Origin of the sequence: Streptomyces sp. NBC_00510, from assembly GCA_036013505.1 — a bacterium.
Classification (GTDB): Bacteria; Actinomycetota; Actinomycetes; order Streptomycetales; family Streptomycetaceae; genus Actinacidiphila.
The window spans coordinates 9283829-9302091 of sequence record CP107851.1 but is presented as its reverse complement, the minus strand read 5'-3'; the positions used below and the strand labels follow the sequence as shown (position 1 = coordinate 9302091).

Sequence of the window (18263 nt, the reverse complement as noted above, 5' to 3'; positions counted from 1 at the left end):
CGGGGATGGTTCAGCCGCGGCGGGCGGGGCGCCAGCTGCGAGGGTCTATGCGCCCGTCGTACAGGGGGAGTTCGAGGGGGCGGTCGGTGTCGGTGAACTGGGACCACATGCGGTTGAGGCCGGCCGTGCCGTAGGTGCGGACGCGGGTCACGTCGTCCAGGTCCAGGACGTCGGTGAGGGCGGTGGAGGCGCTGTCGGGCGCCTCGGTGCGGACGCGTCCCTCGGGGTCGACGACGAGGCTGCGGCCGGTGCCGAGGGGGCCGGCGGTGTTGACGCTGACCACGTAGACCTGGTTGGTGATGGCGTTGGCGCGGGCCAGGACGAGTTCCTGGGCGCGGTCGCCGGTCGTGGTCATGACCGGGTTGACGATGACCTCGGCGCCCATCCAGGCCAGGTGCCGGGCGACCTCGGGGAACCACGCGTCGTAGCAGATGGAGAATCCGACGCGGCCGGCCTCGGGGATGTCGAAGACCACGAACCGGTCGCCCGGGGTGTAGGGCTCGCGGGGCCGCCAGGGGAAGACCTTGCGGTAGTGCGCGACGAGCCGCCCCTCGGGCGAGAAGGCGAGCGCGGTGTTGAACAGCTCGCCGTCCGGGCCGCGTTCGCAGATGCTGCCGGGCAGCAGCCACACGCCCAGGTCCCCGGCGATCTCGCCGAGCTCCCGTACGAGGCGTCCGTCCAGCGGCTGCGCGCAATCGCGCAGGTGCCGCTCCGTGTCCTGCGGCCCGCCGTCCACGCCGAACAGGTGCAGCTCGGGGAAGGCCAGCAGTCGGGTCTGCGGGAAGCGCGCCAGCAGGGTCCCCGCCTCTGCCGCGAAGCCGGACGAGGGTTCCCCGGCGGGGCGGGGCCCGGCCTGGGCGAGGGTCACGGGAAGGGGTCGGGACATGGTGCACCTGCTTCGTTCGAGTGCTGAGGAAATTAGAGCATTCTGATCAGATAAACAAGAGTGCTCAAGGTGAGATGTTTTCCGGTACTACAGTCGGTCCCATGCCCGACACGGAGAACCGGACCGGCCAGGTCACGGCAGCCGCCGGCCCACCGCTGAGCACCCCGGCCCTCGGCGGCATCCGCCGTCTGTCCGCGCTGGACACCGTCCGCGCCCGGATAGCCATGGCCATCGACCTGGGCCTGCTCGCCCCCGGGGAGCGGTTGCCCGCCGCCGGCGAGATCGCCGCGGCGCTGGACGTCGGGGAGATCACGGTGCGCCGGGCCCTGGTGGCCCTGTGCGACGACGGGCTGCTGGAGCGCCGCCGCGGCCGCAACGGCGGCACACTGGTCGCCCGGCAACCGGCGAAGGGCTCGGTCAGCGCCGTCGGCAGCTACCGCTCCGACACCGACGCGGTGCGCCGGCTGATCGACCACCGGCTGGTCCTGGAGTGCGGCATCGCCCACCTCGCCGCCGGCCACGCCGACGACTCCGCGCTGCGCGAACTGGAGCACCTGGTCGACCTCATGGACGCGGTGACCGGCTGGGCCGAGTTCCACCGCCATGACGAGGAGTTCCACCTCGCCGTCGCCTCCGCCACCGGGACACCGTCGGTCGTCGTCCCGTACGCGGCCGTCGTCCGCGAGCTTTACCGGTACTACCTGCCCTACCCGCTCGACGCGCTGCGCGCCTCCAACGCCGAGCACCGGGCCCTGGTCCGCGCCCTGCGGCAGGGTGACCGCGCGACGGCCGCCGCGGTCGCCCAGGTACACGTCGAGGCGCTGCACCGGACGATGTTCATCGGTCTCCCCGAGGCCGCGCCGGGAGCCGCCACCACCGAGGACTGAGGCCCGGCCGCGTCGCCAGTGCACACCAGTACAGTCGAGCCACACGTGCGGCGCGTGCCGCCACAGGGGTGGAGGAGACGTCCGTGGAGGGGCTGGCGCTCGTCGCGCTCATGGTCGGTGCGGTGCTGGTCACCGCCGTCGCCCGGCGTCTGGGGGTGTCTCCCCCGCTGCTGCTGGTCGCCGTCGGCCTGTGCGCGTCCTTCGTGCCGGGCATCCCCGCGTACGCCATCGAGCCCGAGCTGGTGATGGTGCTGGTCCTGCCCCCGCTGCTGTACTCCTCGGCGCGGGAGAGTTCCTACCTGCGCTTCCGGGAGAACCTGCGCCCCATCGGGCTGCTGGCCGTGGGACTGGTGCTGTTCACCACGGTGGTGATCGGCTACACCGCGTTCTGGCTGGTGCCGGGGCTGCCGCTGGGCCCGGCGCTGGTGCTCGGCGCGGTGCTGTCGCCGCCCGACGCGGTCGCGGCGACCTCCATCGGACGCCGGCTGGGGCTGCCGCGCCGGCTGCTGACCGTGCTCGGCGGCGAGAGCCTGGTGAACGACGCCACCGCGCTGACGGCCTACCGCGTGGCCATCGCGTCTGTGGCCGGCGCCGGCTACACCCTCCTGCAGGGCGTCGGGGTCTTCCTGATGGCGGCCGTCGGGGGCTCGCTGATCGGTCTGGCGATCGGCTGGCTGGCCCGCATCGGGCACCGGTTCCTGCCCGGGGACCTGGCCAGCGCGCTCGGGCTGCTCGTGCCGTTCCTCGCCTACCTCGTCGGCGAGGAGGCGCACACCTCGGGGGTACTGGCCGTGGTCGTGGCCGGCCTGTACCTGGGACACCGGTCCCCGGACGTGGAGGCGACCTCCCGGCTGCAGGTGTACGCGGTCTGGAACGCCCTGGACACGGTGCTGGAAGCCCTCGTCTTCGCATTGATCGGCCTGCAGGTGCGGGGCATCGTCGACACGGTGGACACGGGCGTGGGGCGGCTGGTGGCCGCCGGTGCCGCGCTGACGGCGGTGACCGTCCTCGCGCGCGTCGTGTGGGTCTACCCCGCGACCTACCTGCCACGGCTGGTGTTCCCGCGGATCCGGGCGCGCGATCCGTATCCCGTGTGGCAGTACCCGGTCGTGCTCTCCTGGGCGGGCATGCGCGGCGTGGTCTCGCTGGCCGCGGCCTTCGCCGTGCCGGAGACCACCGACAGCGGCGCACCGTTCCCCGGGCGCGACGAGATCCTGTTCCTGACCTTCTTCGTCACGGTCGCCACGCTGCTGCTGCACGGGATGACGCTGCCCCCGCTCATCCGGCGGCTCGGCATCTGCAACAAGGAGGCGTACGAGGACGCCCTGGCCGAGGCGAGCGCCCAGCACAGTGCCGCCCGGGCGGCACTGGCGCGCCTGCAGGAGCTGGCCGGGGACAAGCGCTCCCACCAGGCCGTGCTGGAGAACCTGCGGCAGACCGCGGAGGCCCGCCGCAACGCCGCCTGGGAACGGCTGGGCGGCCCGACCGGCGGGGGCGCCGAGCCGCCGAGCGTGGCCTACCGGCGGTTGCGCCGCGCGATGCTGGAGGCCGAACGGCAGGAGTTCGTGCGCTTCCGCGACGAACGGCTCATCGACGACGAGGTGCTGCGCCGCGTCATGCGCGAACTGGATCTGGAGGAGGCGGCGCTGCAGCGCGAGTAGCCGTGGGCCCGGGCCTCAGTCCATCGACTCGTGGACGAAGCACCAGCGCCAGTTCTCGCCCGGCTGGTAGGAGCGGATCACGGGGTGGCCGGTGGCCTCGTAGTGCCCGGTGGCGTGCCGGCCCGGCGAGCTGTCGCAGCATCCGATGTGGCCGCAGGTGAGGCACAGCCGCAGATGGACCCAGTCGTGGTGTCCGGCGGCCAGGCAGTCGGCGCAGCCGTCGACCGGCGGCGCGGCCGCGACGTCGGCCGGGGCCTGCTCGAGATCGGGACATGCTGCTGTCGTCACGCCGGCCCCCTGTGCCGTCTGCGGATCACTGCCGATGGACGCCCCAGGCTACGTCAAGCGCACGCCGTGCGCGATCAGCGTGCCGGGGCGTCCCACCGTGGCGGGCCCGCGGCTCAGTCGAGGAGTTCGCCCTCCAGGAGGCCCATGGTGAACATGTCGTACCACCGGCCGTCGCGCCGGAAGACCTGGCGCAGCCGGCCCTCCTCGACGAAGCCGACCTTCCGGTAGACGTGGTGCGCCGCCTCGTTCTCGGTCACGACGGTGAGCGAGATCTTGTGCAGGCGCATCTTCTCGAAGCCGTAGCGGCACATCGTGCGCATGGCGTCGGTGGCGTAGCCGCGGCCCCAGTACTCCTTCTCGCCGAGGTAGATGTCGAGTTCGGCGCATCCGGTCTCGGGCTCGGCGTCGCGCAGCCGCACCAGGCCGATGAGCCGGCCGTCCTCCTGCACCTCGATCCCGTGGAGCACGTCGCCGTAAGCGTTGCGGGGCCGCTCCTCCATGCGCTTCCTCACCTGTGCGAGGGGCTGGGCGTAGCCGTCGTCCATCCAGCGCATGACCTCGGGGTCGTGGTTCCAGCGCCACAGCGCATCGGCGTCCGCGGGCTCCATCGGGCGCAACTTCACCAGTCGTCCGGGCACCATGGGGGCGGCCCTCCTTCGGGTCGGCATGATCGACGTCGTGGAACCCGAAAGGGTTAGCACGGCCGCCGTCGGCCGCTCAACCGATTTGCCCGCCGGGAGCGGGCGTTCAGCTCGCCTCCGCCCTGCCCTGGCCGTCCGCCGCGAGCACGCGCTCGACATCGGCCCACGACGCCCCGTGCTCGGCGAGGACGTCCGCGACCACGCCGGGGCCGATGGTGAGGGCGAGCAGGACGTGCTCGTCGCCGATGTGACGGTCGCCCCGGGCCACGGCGGAGCGCAGGGAGCGCTCCAGGACGCCCTTGGCCCCGCGGGTGAAGGGCCGTCGTCCGGCGGGCCGCCACCGCCGGGGCCCGCGGCGGGCGGCGAGGGCCCCGGCGCCGTGGGCGTCCTCCACGCGGGCGACGATCGCGGCGACGTCGATGCCGAGCCCGGCGAGCGCCTCGGCGTCGGCCCGTGAGACCCCGCCGCGCCGCCGGGTCTCCCCCAGCGCCTCCTCCAGGGCCTCGCGGCGCCGGTCGACGCCGAGCGCGGCCAGGGCCGAGGAGGCCCGGGTGCCCTCCAGGTCGAGCAGCGACAGCAGCAGGTGCTCCTCGCCGATCGTCGGGTCGCCCGCCCGTTCGGCGTGCCCGACCGCGCCCTCGACGACCTCGCGCGCGCTCTTCGTGAACCTCTCGAACATCCTCAATGCCTCCCGTACTTCTTGTGCACGGCCTGCCTGCTGACGCCGAGTTCGTGGGCGATCTCCTGCCACGACCACCCCTGCGCCCGCGCGCTCCTGACTTGTACGGTCTCCAGCTGCTCCAGCAGCCGCCGCAGCGCGGCGACGGCCCGCAGCCCGACCCTCGGATCGCGGTCGCCCGCCCGCTCGGCGAGATCGGTTGCCTCGGTCATGTCTGTCAATTTACGTTGACAGACATGACGACGTCAACCCTGGTTGACAGCGGACCGTGGACGCGGGGCGGGGACGGGGTCGGGACCTCAGGCGTGCCCTTGCGCGGCGGCGCGGCGCTGCCGCTTGCCCAGCGGCGCCTGGGAGAGGTCCTCGGCCTGGGACCTGAGGTTCTTGTAGCCGTAGCCGCGCTCGTCCAGCCACGCCCTGGCCGCATCCTCCGCGCGTTCGGTCGCGTCGAGGATGTCCTCCTCCGCCTCGCCGGAGTCCACGAAGCGGAAGGTGAAGGCGGGGCGTGCCGCGACGTCGTAGCTGAGGTGGCCCTCGGGGGTGAAGGCGGCGTGCAGGACGTCGTGTTCCGGTGCGCGGGCGAGGAGTTCGGCGCGCTGCTCGGCGGTGAGTCCGTCGAAGGCGCCGCGGACGGTGACGCGGAAGGTGCGTGTGCTCATCCGCCGACCTTAAGCAGCGGGCTCCGTCCGGCTCCACCGCATTTCACGGGGCCGGTGCGCGGCGCCGCGGGACCGCGCGGGGGAGGCGTCCCGCGGCGGCGCGCCCGCACGGTCAGCCGGTGGTGGACAGTGGCTGGGCGGTGGCGTTCCGGGAGGTGGGACGCGGGCCGCGCAGGCCGGTGAGGCCGGTGAGGCCGGTGAGGCCGATCATGGCGGTGGCGAAGCGGCCTGTCCGGCGGGCCGGCCGAGAGCGGCGGCAGGGTTGTTCTCCGTCGTGGAGCGGGGCCGAGGCGGTCGGCGACTCGCCCGGAGGGCAAGGGACCGCTCGAGAGCCGGGCGGGCGCCGCCTCAGCTGTCGCGCGTCACCGCGAGGAACGCCATGTCGTCGTCGGTCGGACCGCCCGCGTGCCGGTGCACGTCGTCGAGCAGCGCCTCCAGCAACTCGGCCGGACCGCCGCGCTCCACCCCGGCCAGCCGCGCCAGCGGGTCGTAGAAGCGCCCCTTGGAGTCGCGGGCCTCGGTGAGGCCGTCCGTGCACAGCAGCAAAGTCGAACCCGGCGGGAACGGCACCGTGTCCACCACGGCCTCTCCTTCCCCCAGGCCCTCCACCAGCAGCAGCCCGTACTGCGAGGGCTCGGCGGCGCGCACCTTTCCGCGCCGCAGCAGCAGCGGTGCCGGGTGACCGAGGTTCACCAACCGGACGTGGTCGCCGCCGTGCGGGAACTCGGCCAGGACCGCGGTGGCGAACCACTCCAGTTGCTCGCCCTCCTCGCGCCGGCCCACCTCCCGCCACAGGGCCCGCATCATCTGCCCCGCCACGTCCGCCAGGGTCGCCTGCTCGTCGGCCGCCATCCGGAAGCTGCCGAGGACCAGCGTCGCCTCCTCCACGGCGTCCAGACCCTTGCCCCGTACGTCCCCGAGGATGCAGCGCAGCCCGTACGGCGTGTCCTGGACGGCGTACAGGTCCCCGCCGATCTCGGCCTCCGCCTCCGCCGCCTCGTAGCGGGTCGCGATCCGCAGGTCCCGGACCCGCGCGGGCGGTTCGGGGAGCACCGCCCGCTGGACGGCCGCGGTGATCGAGCGGGCGGAGCGCAACCGGTCCTCACGCGCCTCCAGCAGCCGGTTGATGAACACCGCGACCACGGCGACCAGCGAGACGGTCAGCAGCTCGCTCATCCCGCTCAGCCCCCGCAGCCGGCCGAAGTGGGCCAGGATCGCCGCGTCCGCGACGATCGCCGCCAGACCGACCACCATGGTGCCCTGCATCGACAGCAGCGGGGCCGCGAGCACGGGGGCGACGGAGTAGAACGACGCGCTCGTGTACTGCGTCGGGGTGAGGAAGTCCACGACGAGGCCGCCGACGAGCACCACGACCGGGAGCAGCCGTACGTACCAGCCCACCTCGGCCGGGCCACCGAAGATCTCGTCGTCGGCCCTCCCCACGCACCCTCCCGGTATCTCCCGCTGGCGATCCCTACACGCTCCCCGGCAATCGCCCCCGCAGCCACCGCAGGCCCTCCCGTGGAGTGAACCGCCCGGTCAGGTACCCGTCTGGCCCCACGCGGCTACAGGCGGGGGCCGAAATTGTCGATCATTGCAGCAGGACGCACGGACCTGGTTCCCGCCACCGCCGAGGAGTCGCGCCGATGACGACGTGGACGAAGGACGAACTGGACCGCATCGAGCACGCCGACGAGCTGGCCATCGCGCCGCGGCGCGACCCCGGCATGCTGGACCCGCCGACCACCATCTGGGTGGTGCGCGACGGAGCCGACCTGTACGTACGGGCCTACCGCGGGCGCGGCGGCACCTGGTTCCGCGCCGCGCAGGCGCGGCACGAGGGCCGGATCACCGCCGGCGGCGTCGAGCGGGACGTCACCTTCGTCGAGGTCGACGACCCGGACGTCAACGAACGCCTCGACGCCGCCTACCGCGGCAAGTACGGCCACTACAGCGCGGAGTACGTGGAGCCCATGGTGGCCGGGACCGCGCGCGCCGCGACGCTCAAGCTCGTGCCGCGCTGACATGACGACCATGGTCATCGTCGGGGCGGGGCAGGGTCTGGGCGCCGCCGCGGCGCGCCAGTTCGGCTGCGACGGCTTCGACGTCGCGCTCGTCGCCCGCGACCAGGACCGCGTGGACTGCCTGGCAGCCGACCTGGACAAGGACGGCGTGACCGCGCGGGGGTTCGCCGCCGATGTCCGCGACCCGGTCGCCCTCGGGGCCGCGCTGGACGCCGCCGCGGCCGCGCTCGGGCCGATCGAGGTCCTGCAGTACAGTCCCGCGCCGCACAGGGACTTCATGAAGCCCCTCCTGGACAGCACGCCCGCCGACTTCGCGGGGCCGCTGGAGTTCTCCCTGTACGGCGTGGTCACCGCCGTCCACGCGGTGCTGCCCGACATGCGCTTCCTGGGCCGCGGCACGATCCTCCTCGTCAACGGAGGCAGTGCGGTACGGCCGCTGCCGGCCCGCGCGGGGACCTCAGTGGCGTACGCGGCCGAGACCGCCTACGCGCGGATGCTGCACGACACGCTGGCCGCCGAGGCCATCCACGTCGCGCAGATGATCATCCCCGGGGTCATCGCGCCCGGGCACCCGAGGAACGATCCGGCCGCGCTGGCGCGCGCCCTGTGGGCGATCCACCGGGAACGGACCGGGTTCCGGCACTTCGCGGGCGTCCTGGAGGGCGAGGGCTGAACGACGGCGCGGGTGACCACCGGGCCGCAGCGGCGGCCGTCCCGAACGGGTGTCCCGAACGGCCGTCCCGGCGGCGAGCCGACTTCGGGGGTGACGGTACGTGAGGTAGACAACCAGCGCGGACACGGAGCGTGTGTGCCCGCCGCTCACGTCGCCGCCCCGAGGAGCCAACCGTGACCCAGGAGTTCTCCGGATCCACCGCCCTCGTCACGGGCGCCACCGCAGGGATCGGGCGGGGGGTCGCGCTGCGGCTGGCGGCGCTGGGCGCCGAGGTCGTCGTCCACGGGCGGGACACGGAGCGCGGTGCGGAGGTCGTCGCGGAGGTGGCGGACGCGGGCGGGCGCGCCCGGTTCGTCGCCGCCGACCTGTCCGACCCCGGCGACGTGCTGCGCCTCGCCGAGGCGGCGGGCGCGGTGGACGTGCTGGTCAACAACGCGGGGATCTACCGGTTCGCGGGCGCCGCCGACACCACGGCCGGGATGTTCGACCTCCACATGGCCGTCAACGCCCGTGCACCCCTGCTGCTGGTCGGGGCCCTCGCGCCCGGCATGGCCGCGCGCGGCCGGGGCGCCGTCGTCAACCTGAGCACCCTGGCGGCGAGCGTCCCCGCCCGCGGGGCCGCCGCCTACGGGGCCTCCAAGGCGGCGCTGGAACTCATGACCCGCGTGTGGGCCGACGAGTTCGGCGCCCGCGGGGTACGCGTGAACGCCGTGGCCTCCGGTCCGGTCCGCACCCCCGGAACCGTCGGGATGGGCGAGGACGCGCTCGCGGCCGTCGCGCGGAACACCGTCCTGGGCCGGGTCGCCGAGGTCGACGAGATCGTCGAGGCGATCGTCTTCCTGGCCTCGGACCGCGCGGGGTACGTCACCGGCGCCGTCCTGGACGCGTACGGCGGTCAGCCGGCGATCGGCTGACGGCACCCCCTCTGGAAGGACCCTCACCCATGAAGGTGCCGCCGCATCCCGGCCTCGGCGGGGACTCCGTCTACCTGGACCACAACGCCACCACGCCCGTCGACCCGAGGGTGGTGGAGGCGATGGGGCCCTGCCTCACCACCGGGTTCGGCAACCCCTCCAGCGGGCACGCCTGGGCCGCGGAGCCGGCCGCGGCGCTGGCGCGGGCGCGCCGCCAGGTCGCGGCGCTCATCGGGGCGACCGCGGAGGGGATCGTGTTCACCGGGTCGGGGTCCGAGGCGGACAACCTCGCCCTGCGCGGCGCGGTGCTCGCCGCGGGTACCGACCGTCCGCACGTGATCACCCAGGTCACCGAGCACCCGGCGGTGGTGGAGACCTGCCGCGCGCTGCGGCGGCTGCACGGGGTGCGGGTGACGTACCTGCCGGTGGACCGGGAGGGCCGGGTCGCCCCGGCCGCGCTGGCCGCGGCCCTCACCGGGCGCACCGTGCTGGTCTCCGTCATGGCCGCCAACAACGAGACCGGCACCCTCCAGCCCGTCGCGGAACTCGCCCGGCTCGCCCGCGCCCGGGGCGCGCTGTTCCACTGCGACGCCGCCCAGGCCGCCGGGAAGGTCCCGCTGGACGTGCGCGGGCTGGGGGTGGACCTGCTGACGGTGGTGGGGCACAAGATGTACGCGCCGAAGGGGGTCGCAGCCCTGTACGTGCGCCCCGGGCTCCGCCTGGAGCCCCTGGTGTACGGGGGCGGGCAGGAGGGCGGGCTGCGGGCCGGCACCGAGAACGTCGCCCTCGCGGTGGCGCTGGGGGCCGCCGCCGACCTGGCGGCCGCCGAACTCGCCGACGGCGGGCCCGCGCGTGCCGAGGCGTTGCGCGACCGCCTGCACCAGGGCCTGACGCGGGCGCTGCCCGGCCGGGTCCACCTCAACGGGTCCGTCCGCCACCGCCTGCCCACCACGCTGAACGTCAGCATCGACGGCGTCCCGGCGCACGAGCTGCTCGCCTCGGTGCCCCGGCTGGCGGCGTCCACCGGCTCGGCCTGCCACAGCGGCAGCCGTACCGCGTCCCCGGTGCTGCGCGCGATGGGCCTGGACGACGCCCGTGCCCAGACCGCCGTACGCCTGTCGGTGGGGCGCTGGACCACCGCGGACGACGTCGACCGTGCCACCGGGCTGCTCGCCGCGGCCGTCGGCGCCCTCGCCTGAGACGGGGGCCGCCACGGACTTGCGGGCGGCCCCCCGAGCGGTAGCGTCGAAAAGGCGAACGAAGGGCACGGCCCCCGCACGAAGGAGCACGCGGATGGGCGTGAAACGGTGGATCGAGGCATGGCCGGTGTACCGGCAGCTCACCGGGACGGACCCGCTGGGCCGGGGAAAGGCCGCGCAGTCGGCCCGCTCGGCCACGCTCGGGGCCCGCACGGAGAGCGCCGACCGGGTCGTGGGCTCTGTGTGCCCATACTGCGCCGTGGGCTGCGCGCAGCGTGTGTACGTCAAGGACGAGAAGGTCGTCCAGATCGAGGGCGACCCCGACAGCCCGATCTCCCGCGGCCGGCTGTGCCCGAAGGGCTCGGCCAGCAAGCAATTGGTCACCGGGCCCCAGCGGGAGCAGCGGGTGCTCTACCGCCCGCCGTACGGCACCGCCTGGCAGGAGCTGGACCTGGACACGGCCATGGACATGGTGGCCGACCGGGTGCTCGACGCACGGCGCAAGGGCTGGCAGGACACGGACGCGGACGGCAGGACGCTGCGCCGCACCATGGGCCTGGCCAGTCTCGGCGGGGCGACGCTGGACAACGAGGAGAACTACCTCATCAAGAAGTTGTTCACCGCCCTGGGCGCCCTGCAGATCGAGAACCAGGCCCGCATTTGACACTCCGCCACGGTTCCCGGTCTGGGAGCCTCGTTCGGACGTGGCGGCGCCACCGACTACCAGCAGGACCTGGTCAACTCCGACTGCATCGTCATCATGGGATCCAACATGGCCGAGGCCCATCCGGTCGGGTTCCAGTGGGTCATCGAGGCCAAGGCGCGCGGCGCCAGGGTCATCCACATCGACCCGCGGTTCACGCGGACGAGCGCGCACGCGGACCAGCACGTCACGATCCGGGCCGGCACCGACATCGCGTTCCTCGGCGGCGTGATCAACCACGTCCTCACGCACGACCTCGACTTCCGGGAGTACGTGGAGGCGTACACCAACGCGCCCTTCCTGCTGGGCGAGCGCTACCAGGACACCGAGGACCTGGACGGGCTGTTCAGCGGGTACGACCCGCACACCGCCGCGTATGACGCGTCGAGCTGGACGTACGCGAGCGTCCCGGCGGAGGCCAAGCCGGGTCACCATGCGAAGGAGACCTGCGAGCCCTACCAGCACGGCGCCAAGGGCCCGTTCGTCGAGCACGCCACCGGCCGGATCGCATCCGACCCCACCCTGGAGCACCCGCGCTGCGTGTTCCAGGTCCTCAAGCGGCACTTCTCCCGCTACACCCCCGAGATGGTGGAGCGGATCTGCGGCGTGCCCCAGGAGCTGTTCCTCCAGGTGTGCCGGGCCTGGACGGAGAACTCCGGCCGGGACCGCACCACCGCACTGGTGTACAGCGTCGGCTGGACCCAGCACTCGGTGGGCGCCCAGTACATCCGGGCCGGGTCGATCATCCAGCTGCTGCTGGGCAACATCGGCCGCCCGGGCGGCGGGATCTTCGCGCTGCGCGGACACGCCAGCATCCAGGGCTCCACCGACGTGCCCACGCTGTTCAACCTGCTGCCGGGCTACCTGCCGATGCCGAACGTCACCCACGAGGACCTGGCCACGTACCTCGACGGCATCCGAGGCCGTGGGCAGAAGGGCTTCTGGGGCAACGCCGACGCCTACACGGTCTCGCTGCTCAAGGAGTACTGGGGCGACGCCGCGACCGCGGAGAACGACTACTGCTTCGACTACCTGCCCCGGATCAACGGTGACCACGGCACCTACCGCACCGCGATGGACATGGTCGACGGCGGGAAGGTCTTCGGCTACTTCCTGCTCGGGCAGAACCCCGCGGTCGGCTCGGCCCACGGCCGGCTGCAGCGCCTGGGCATGGCGAACCTCGACTGGCTGGTCGTCCGCGACCTCACCATGATCGAGAGCGCCACGTTCTGGAAGGACGCGCCGGAGATCGAGACCGGGGAGATCGCCACCGAGCGGTGCCGCACCGAGGTGTTCTTCTTCCCGGCCGCCTCGCACGTGGAGAAGGCCGGCACCTTCACGCAGACGCAGCGGATGCTCCAGTGGCGCGACCAGGCCGTCGAACCGTCCGGGGACCAGCGGTCGGAGCTGTGGTTCTTCCACCAACTGGGCGTGTTGCTGAAGGAGAAGCTGGCCGGCTCGGCCGACGAGCGCGACCGCCCCCTGCTGGACCTGGCCTGGGACTACGAGACGGAGGGCGACGAGCCGTCCCCGGCGGACGTGCTGCGCCACATCAACGGCATCGACCTGCGCACCGGCCGGACGGTCGACGGCTACCTCGACCTGAAGGCCGACGGCACCACCGCCTGCGGCTGCTGGATCTACAGCGGCGTCTACGCGAACGAGACCAACCAGTCCCGGCGCCGGACCTCCCGCTTCGAGACGGGCCCGTACGACGCCGAATGGGGCTGGACATGGCCCCTCAACCGCAGGGTGCTCTACAACCGCGCCTCCGCCGACCCGCAGGGGCGGCCCTGGAGCGAGCGGAAGAAGCTGGTCTGGTGGGAAGCGGAGGCCGGTGAGTGGACCGGCCACGACACCCCGGACTTCGAGAGGAACAAGCCGCCGGACTACCGGGCGCCGGAGGGCGCGTCGGGCGTCGAGGCGCTCGACGGCGACGACCCGTTCATCATGATGCGCGACGGGAAGGGCTGGCTGTTCGCCCCGGCCGGGCTCGCGGACGGCCCGCTGCCCACGCACTACGAGCCGCACGAGTCGCCGATGCGCAACCTGCTCTACGGCCAGCAGGGCAACCCGGTGCGCAAGGTCTACGGTCGCCCCGACAACCCGTCCAATCCGGCCCCGCCCGAGGCGCACTCCGAGGTGTTCCCGTACGTGTTCACCGCGGCACGGCTGACCGAGCACCACACGGCGGGCGCGATGAGCCGGCAGCTGCCCTATCTGGCGGAACTCCAGCCGGAGTTGTTCGTGGAGGTCTCGCCGGAGCTGGCGGCCGAGCGCGGGCTGCGCCACCTGGACTGGGCCCATGTGATCACCAGCAGGACCGCGGTCGACGCGCGCGTGATGGTGACCGACCGGATGGCGCCGCTGCGCGTCGACGGACGGGTCGTCCACCAGGTCTGGATGCCCTACCACTGGGGCCAGACCGGGCTCACCACGGGCGACGTGGTCAACGACCTGATCGGCGTGGTGGCCGACCCGAACGTGTTCATCCAGGAGAGCAAGGTGCTGACCTGCGACGTCCGGCCCGGGCGGCGCCCGCGGGGGCCCGAACTGCTCGCGTACGTCGAGGACTACCGCCGCCGCGCCGAGATCACGCCGGAGACCGGCACCCGCATAGCGACGGCCGGCGGCCGCGCCGAGCGGGCGCACCTCGAACCGGACCCGCCGGAGGAGCCGTCATGACGCAGGACAACAGCTTCTACGGGCCGCTCGCGGACCCCGCCGAGGACGCCGGCCACCGCGACCACCCGCCCCGTATGGGCTTCTTCACCGACACCTCCGTGTGCATCGGCTGCAAGGCGTGCGAGGTGGCCTGCAAGGAGTGGAACGCCATCCCCGAGGACGGCATCGACCTGCTGGGCATGTCGTTCGACAACACCGGCATGCTCGGCGCGAGTTCGTGGCGGCACGTCGCCTTCATCGAGCAGCAGCGCCCGCTCGGCCGCCAGGACGCGGGGCTGGCGGGGCTGCCCGTGGGCCCGTCCGCGACGGAGGCGACGGAGGAGGTGGTGGCCGACGCCCTGGAAGTCGCGAAGCGCGGTGGCGGCGACCTGGGCACGGCCCCGGTGGACCTGGGCTTCCCCTCCTTCGACCTGCCGGGCGCCGGGACGGGCGCGGAGGCCCGTACCGAGTTCCGCTGGCTGATGTCCTCGGACGTGTGCAAGCACTGCACGCACGCCGGCTGCCTGGACGTGTGCCCCACCGGCGCGCTGTTCCGCACCGAGTTCGGCACGGTCGTCGTCCAGCCCGACATCTGCAACGGCTGCGGCTACTGTGTGTCCGGCTGCCCGTACGGCGTCATCGACCGGCGGCCCGACGACGGCCGGGCCTGGAAGTGCACCATGTGCTACGACCGGCTCCGCGACGGCATGGAACCGGCGTGCGCCAAGGCCTGCCCCACCGACTCCATCCAGTACGGCCCCCTTGACGAGCTGCGCGAACGCGCCGACCGGCGCCTGGAGACGCTGCACGAAGCGGGGGTGCCCGAGGCCCAGCTGTACGGACGCGACCCCGGCGACGGGGTCGGCGGGGACGGCGCGTTCTTCCTGCTGCTCGACGACCCGGAGGTGTACGGGTTCCCGCCGGACCCGGTCGTGCCGACCCGCGACCTGGCCTCGATGTGGAAGCACGCGGGCGTTGCGGCGTCGGCGCTGCTCGCGGCCTCGGCCGCGGTGTTCCTCGGCGGGCGGCGGCGGTGAGCGGCGACCGGGCCGCACGGCACGGCCGGGGCGGCCGCGACGACGACGGGAGCCGCGAGCGCCCCATGGTGCCGCGGGCCACGTTCCGCTCGTACTACGGGCGTCCGGTGCTCAAGCCGCCGGTGTGGGAGTGGAAGATCCCCGCCTACCTGTTCACCGGCGGGCTGTCGGCCGGCGCCGCGCTGCTCGCGGCGGGCGCGGACCTGACGCGGCGTCCCGAGCTGGCCCGGGCGGGCCGGGTCGGCGGCTTCGGCGCCCTGCTCGCGAGCATGTACCTGCTCGTCGCGGACCTCGGGCGGCCGGAGCGCTTCCACCACATGCTGCGGGTCGCCAAGCCGAGTTCGCCGATGTCGGTGGGCACCTGGATCCTCGTCGCGTACGGGCCGGGGAGCGCCCTGGCAGCCGCGGCCGAGGTGCTGCCGGCGGGTGTGCGCGCCACGCTGCCCGGGAAGCTGCTCCGCGCGGCCGCGCGCCCGGCCGGACTGTCGGCGGCCCTCCTCGCGCCGGGCGTCGCCTCGTACACGGCCGTGCTCCTGTCGCAGACGGCCGTACCGGCGTGGCACGACGCCCGTCGCGAGCTGCCGTTCGTCTTCACCGGCTCGGCGGCCGCGAGCGGCGCGGGCCTGGGCATGCTCCTGGCCCCCGTGGCCGAGGCGGGCCCCGCGCGGCGGCTCGGCGTGGTCGGTGCGGCGGCCGAGGTCGTCGCCTCCCGGCTGATCGACCGGCGCCCGGGCCTGGTGACGGAGGCGTACACCACCGGCCGGCCGCACCGCCTGCGCAAGGCGTCCGAGTACCTCACCCTGGGCGGTGCGCTCACCGCGCTGACCCTCGCCCGGCGCAGCCGCGTCTGCGCCGCCGTGGGCGGACTGGCCCTGATGGCGGGCAGCGTGCTGCAGCGCTTCGGCACCTTCGAGGCGGGCGTCACCTCCACGAAGGACCCCGCCTACGTGGTGAAGCCCCAGCGCGAACGCCTCCAGGCACGCGCCGAGGACGAGAACGCCTCCGGCGGGGGGTGAGCCCGGGGGTGCCCCGGTTGTTGTGTGCGGGTTGTTTGCCCCTGCGGCGGGCGTCCACCCGCCCTCCCGCCCGATTGCCCGGCACGGTCAGTGACCGCCTCGCGGCGTGCGTGGTGGGCCGGGGGCGGGGCCTCCGGGGCTGCACGTCCTGGACTGGGTTATTTACGTGCATGACGGGCGGTACTTGTTGTGCCGTCTCTGCCGCACACAAATATCCCGCAGCGTCCAGAACATCCACCCCTCCAACCCCGCCCCCTCCGTATCGCTGGGCGACTGACGGCCGGAGGGTGGTGAGGAGCGGTCCGGGGTTGCCGCACCTGCCTTACTGAACGCCCACGGCCGTCCGGCACCGTGGGCCAGAGGGGCTTTCGGGGCGCTCGGGCCGATGCAGGCGGAAGGGTGACCGGGCGCCAGGTCGGCCGTTCGCTGGAGGTCAGGGGTGCGCCCCCCGGCGCTCGCCGTGACGCAGGCAACCCTGCGGGAGGTGCCCCCGGCCACCGATGCGTGCACCCTTGCTCGGCCTGCGGCCGGGGGACCCCCCTGGTGGGCTCAGCTCCCGGCGGTGCGGGGAGGGGCGCCCCCCCATCACCCCCCACCGGCCGTTGGTCGCCCGCGATACGGAGGGGGCGGGGGAGTTGGGGGCACCCCCGGCCGAAGGCTGGGGGAGGGTGGGCGTTCTGGACGCTGACGTGTATTTGTTGTGCGGCATCCGGGGCCCGACCCGGACCGCCCGCCATGCACATAAATATGCGGTCCAGAATGCCCAGCCCCGCAGGCCCCGACCCCGGCCCACCACGAACCGCGCGCAGGCCCGCACCAACCGCGCCGGGCAATCGGGCGGGAGGGTGGGCAACCCCCACGCCAACCACAACGCACCCGCACACGACAACCGGGCCCCGGGAACCGCGCCGGTGTGGCGGGAGCGCCCCGCGGCCGCGGCCGCCGTACCCTTGGCCGCAGCCAGGCCAGAGCGAAGGTGCTGCTGATGGACCGCGACCAGACCTCCACCGCTCCCTCCCCGCCCGCCGACGCGCGCCGCCGGGTGCCGCGCACGGACACGCTGCTCGCCGATCCCCGGCTCGCCGCGGCCGCGGAGCGGCTCGGGCGGACCGTGGTCAAGGAGGTGGTGGCCGGGGTCCAGGAGCGGGTGCGGTCCGGGGAGGTCCCCGTCGACGAACTCGCCGAGCGGGCCGTCGCGGCGCTCCCGGCGACCGCCGCCGGGCTGCGTCCGGTGCTCAACGCCACCGGCGTGCTGCTGCACACGAACCTCGGTCGTGCCCCGCTGTCGGGGGCGGCCCGCGACGCGGTGCTGGCCGCCTCCGGGACGACGGACGTGGAGCTGGACCTCGCCACCGGCGCGCGCTCCCGCAGGGGGCGTTCGGCACTGGAGGCGCTGCTGCGGCAGGTGCCCGCCGCCGAGGCGGCCCATGTGGTCAACAACGGCGCCGCGGCGCTGGTGCTGGCGGCCACGGCCCTCGCGCAGGGCCGGGAGATCGTCGTCAGCCGCGGTGAGCTGGTGGAGATCGGGGACGGCTTCCGGCTGCCCGACCTGCTGGTCTCCACCGGCGCCCGGCTGCGCGAGGTGGGGACGACCAATCGGTCCGCGCCGGAGGACTACGCCGCGGCCGTGGGGCCGGACACCGGGTTCATCCTGAAGGTGCACCCCTCCAACTTCCGCATCACCGGCTTCACCCGGGACGTGCCCGTCGCGGACCTGGCGCGGCTCGGCGTGCCCGTGGTGGCCGACATCGGTTCCGGCCTGCTGGTCCCCGACCCGGTGCTGCCGGACGAACCCGACGCGACGAGCCGGCTGCGCGCGGGGGCGTCCCTGGTCACCGCCAGCGGCGACAAGCTGCTGGGCGGACCGCAGTGCGGCCTCGTGCTGGGCCGCGCCGACCTGGTGCGCAGGCTGGCCCGCCACCCGCTGGCCCGTGCGCTGCGTGTGGACAAGCTGACCCTGGCGGCCCTGGAGGCGACCGTCCGCGGCCCCGCCACCCCGACCCGGACGGCGCTGCACGCCGACCCCGCACGGCTGCGGGACCGCGCCGGACGTCTCGCCGCCAGGCTGCGCGCCGACGGGTTCGACAGCCACGCGTGCGACACGCTGGCGGTCGTCGGCGGTGGCGGTGCCCCCGGCGTCACCCTGCCGAGCGCCGCCGTGTCGCTGCCCGCCGCGTACGCGGTCCTGCTGCGACGGGCCGATCCCGCCGTGATGGCCCGTGTGGAGGAGGGCCGGTGCCTGCTCGATCTGCGGGCGGTGCCGGAGGAGGCGGACGAGGAACTGGCGGTGGCCGTGCGCCGGGCCGGCATCCTGCCGGGGACGGGGGGCTGA

The 18263-nt window shown here is 74.0% G+C and carries 17 protein-coding genes; 10 read left to right on the top strand and 7 right to left on the bottom strand.

Translation table 11 applies throughout. The features are described from left to right. Positions 1–10 precede the first annotated feature (10 nt). Positions 11–886, bottom strand: coding sequence for a carbon-nitrogen hydrolase family protein (locus OG937_42465; protein WUD77909.1), 876 nt, complete (start codon positions 884–886; stop codon positions 11–13). A gap of 101 nt (positions 887–987) precedes the next feature. Here OG937_42465 and OG937_42460 point away from each other — a divergent pair, with 101 nt between their 5' ends. Then, positions 988–1773 carry an FCD domain-containing protein gene (locus OG937_42460; protein ID WUD77908.1) on the top strand — a complete coding sequence of 262 codons (786 nt, stop codon included), beginning with the start codon at positions 988–990 and terminating at the stop codon, positions 1771–1773. 83 nt (positions 1774–1856) lie between these two features. Beyond that, positions 1857–3434 carry a Na+/H+ antiporter gene (locus OG937_42455; protein ID WUD77907.1) on the top strand — a complete coding sequence of 526 codons (1578 nt, stop codon included), beginning with the start codon at positions 1857–1859 and terminating at the stop codon, positions 3432–3434. Positions 3435–3449: 15 nt separating this feature from the next. On the opposite strand, the gene OG937_42450 is transcribed toward OG937_42455, so the two are convergent. The 6 genes from OG937_42450 to OG937_42425 form a co-directional block, all read right to left on the bottom strand. After that, positions 3450–3722, bottom strand: a complete 273-nt coding sequence (locus OG937_42450; protein WUD77906.1) for a UBP-type zinc finger domain-containing protein — start codon at positions 3720–3722, stop codon at positions 3450–3452. Positions 3723–3835: 113 nt separating this feature from the next. Next, on the bottom strand, positions 3836–4363 hold the full coding sequence (locus OG937_42445) for a GNAT family N-acetyltransferase (GenBank protein WUD77905.1): 528 nt from the start codon (positions 4361–4363) through the stop codon (positions 3836–3838). Between the two features lie 106 nt (positions 4364–4469). Beyond that, a complete protein-coding gene (locus tag OG937_42440) occupies positions 4470–5042 on the bottom strand; it encodes a peptidase (protein WUD77904.1) in 573 nt (190 codons plus the stop codon). 2 nt (positions 5043–5044) lie between these two features. Then, positions 5045–5254, bottom strand: a complete 210-nt coding sequence (locus tag OG937_42435; GenBank protein WUD77903.1) for an HTH domain-containing protein — start codon at positions 5252–5254, stop codon at positions 5045–5047. A gap of 87 nt (positions 5255–5341) precedes the next feature. Next, on the bottom strand, positions 5342–5701 hold the full coding sequence (locus OG937_42430) for a DUF6204 family protein (GenBank protein WUD77902.1): 360 nt from the start codon (positions 5699–5701) through the stop codon (positions 5342–5344). Positions 5702–6049: 348 nt separating this feature from the next. Beyond that, positions 6050–7144, bottom strand: a complete 1095-nt coding sequence (locus tag OG937_42425) for a serine/threonine-protein phosphatase (protein ID WUD77901.1) — start codon at positions 7142–7144, stop codon at positions 6050–6052. A gap of 203 nt (positions 7145–7347) precedes the next feature. Between OG937_42425 and OG937_42420 the strand changes: the two genes are divergently transcribed. The 8 genes from OG937_42420 to selA all read left to right on the top strand — a co-directional run bounded on the left by OG937_42420 (position 7348) and on the right by selA (position 18263). Beyond that, positions 7348–7725, top strand: coding sequence for a DUF2255 family protein (locus OG937_42420; protein ID WUD77900.1), 378 nt, complete (start codon positions 7348–7350; stop codon positions 7723–7725). A 1-nt stretch (position 7726) separates the two neighbouring features. Continuing rightward, positions 7727–8398, top strand: coding sequence for an SDR family NAD(P)-dependent oxidoreductase (locus tag OG937_42415; protein ID WUD77899.1), 672 nt, complete (start codon positions 7727–7729; stop codon positions 8396–8398). 173 nt (positions 8399–8571) lie between these two features. Further along, on the top strand, positions 8572–9312 hold the full coding sequence (locus OG937_42410) for an SDR family oxidoreductase (protein ID WUD77898.1): 741 nt from the start codon (positions 8572–8574) through the stop codon (positions 9310–9312). A 29-nt stretch (positions 9313–9341) separates the two neighbouring features. Then, complete coding sequence (locus tag OG937_42405) at positions 9342–10511, top strand: cysteine desulfurase (GenBank protein ID WUD77897.1); 1170 nt, start codon at positions 9342–9344, stop codon at positions 10509–10511. A gap of 94 nt (positions 10512–10605) precedes the next feature. After that, entirely contained in the window at positions 10606–13899 is a 3294-nt protein-coding gene (gene fdnG / locus OG937_42400; protein WUD77896.1) for a formate dehydrogenase-N subunit alpha, read from the top strand. Continuing rightward, positions 13896–14915 carry a 4Fe-4S dicluster domain-containing protein gene (locus tag OG937_42395; protein WUD77895.1) on the top strand — a complete coding sequence of 340 codons (1020 nt, stop codon included), beginning with the start codon at positions 13896–13898 and terminating at the stop codon, positions 14913–14915. The genes fdnG and OG937_42395 overlap by 4 nt, the downstream gene beginning before the upstream one ends. After that, positions 14912–15931, top strand: coding sequence for a polysulfide reductase NrfD (gene nrfD, locus OG937_42390; GenBank protein ID WUD77894.1), 1020 nt, complete (start codon positions 14912–14914; stop codon positions 15929–15931). Before OG937_42395 ends, nrfD begins: the two co-directional genes overlap by 4 nt. Positions 15932–16916: 985 nt before the next feature. After that, complete coding sequence (gene selA / locus OG937_42385; GenBank protein ID WUD77893.1) at positions 16917–18263, top strand: L-seryl-tRNA(Sec) selenium transferase; 1347 nt, start codon at positions 16917–16919, stop codon at positions 18261–18263.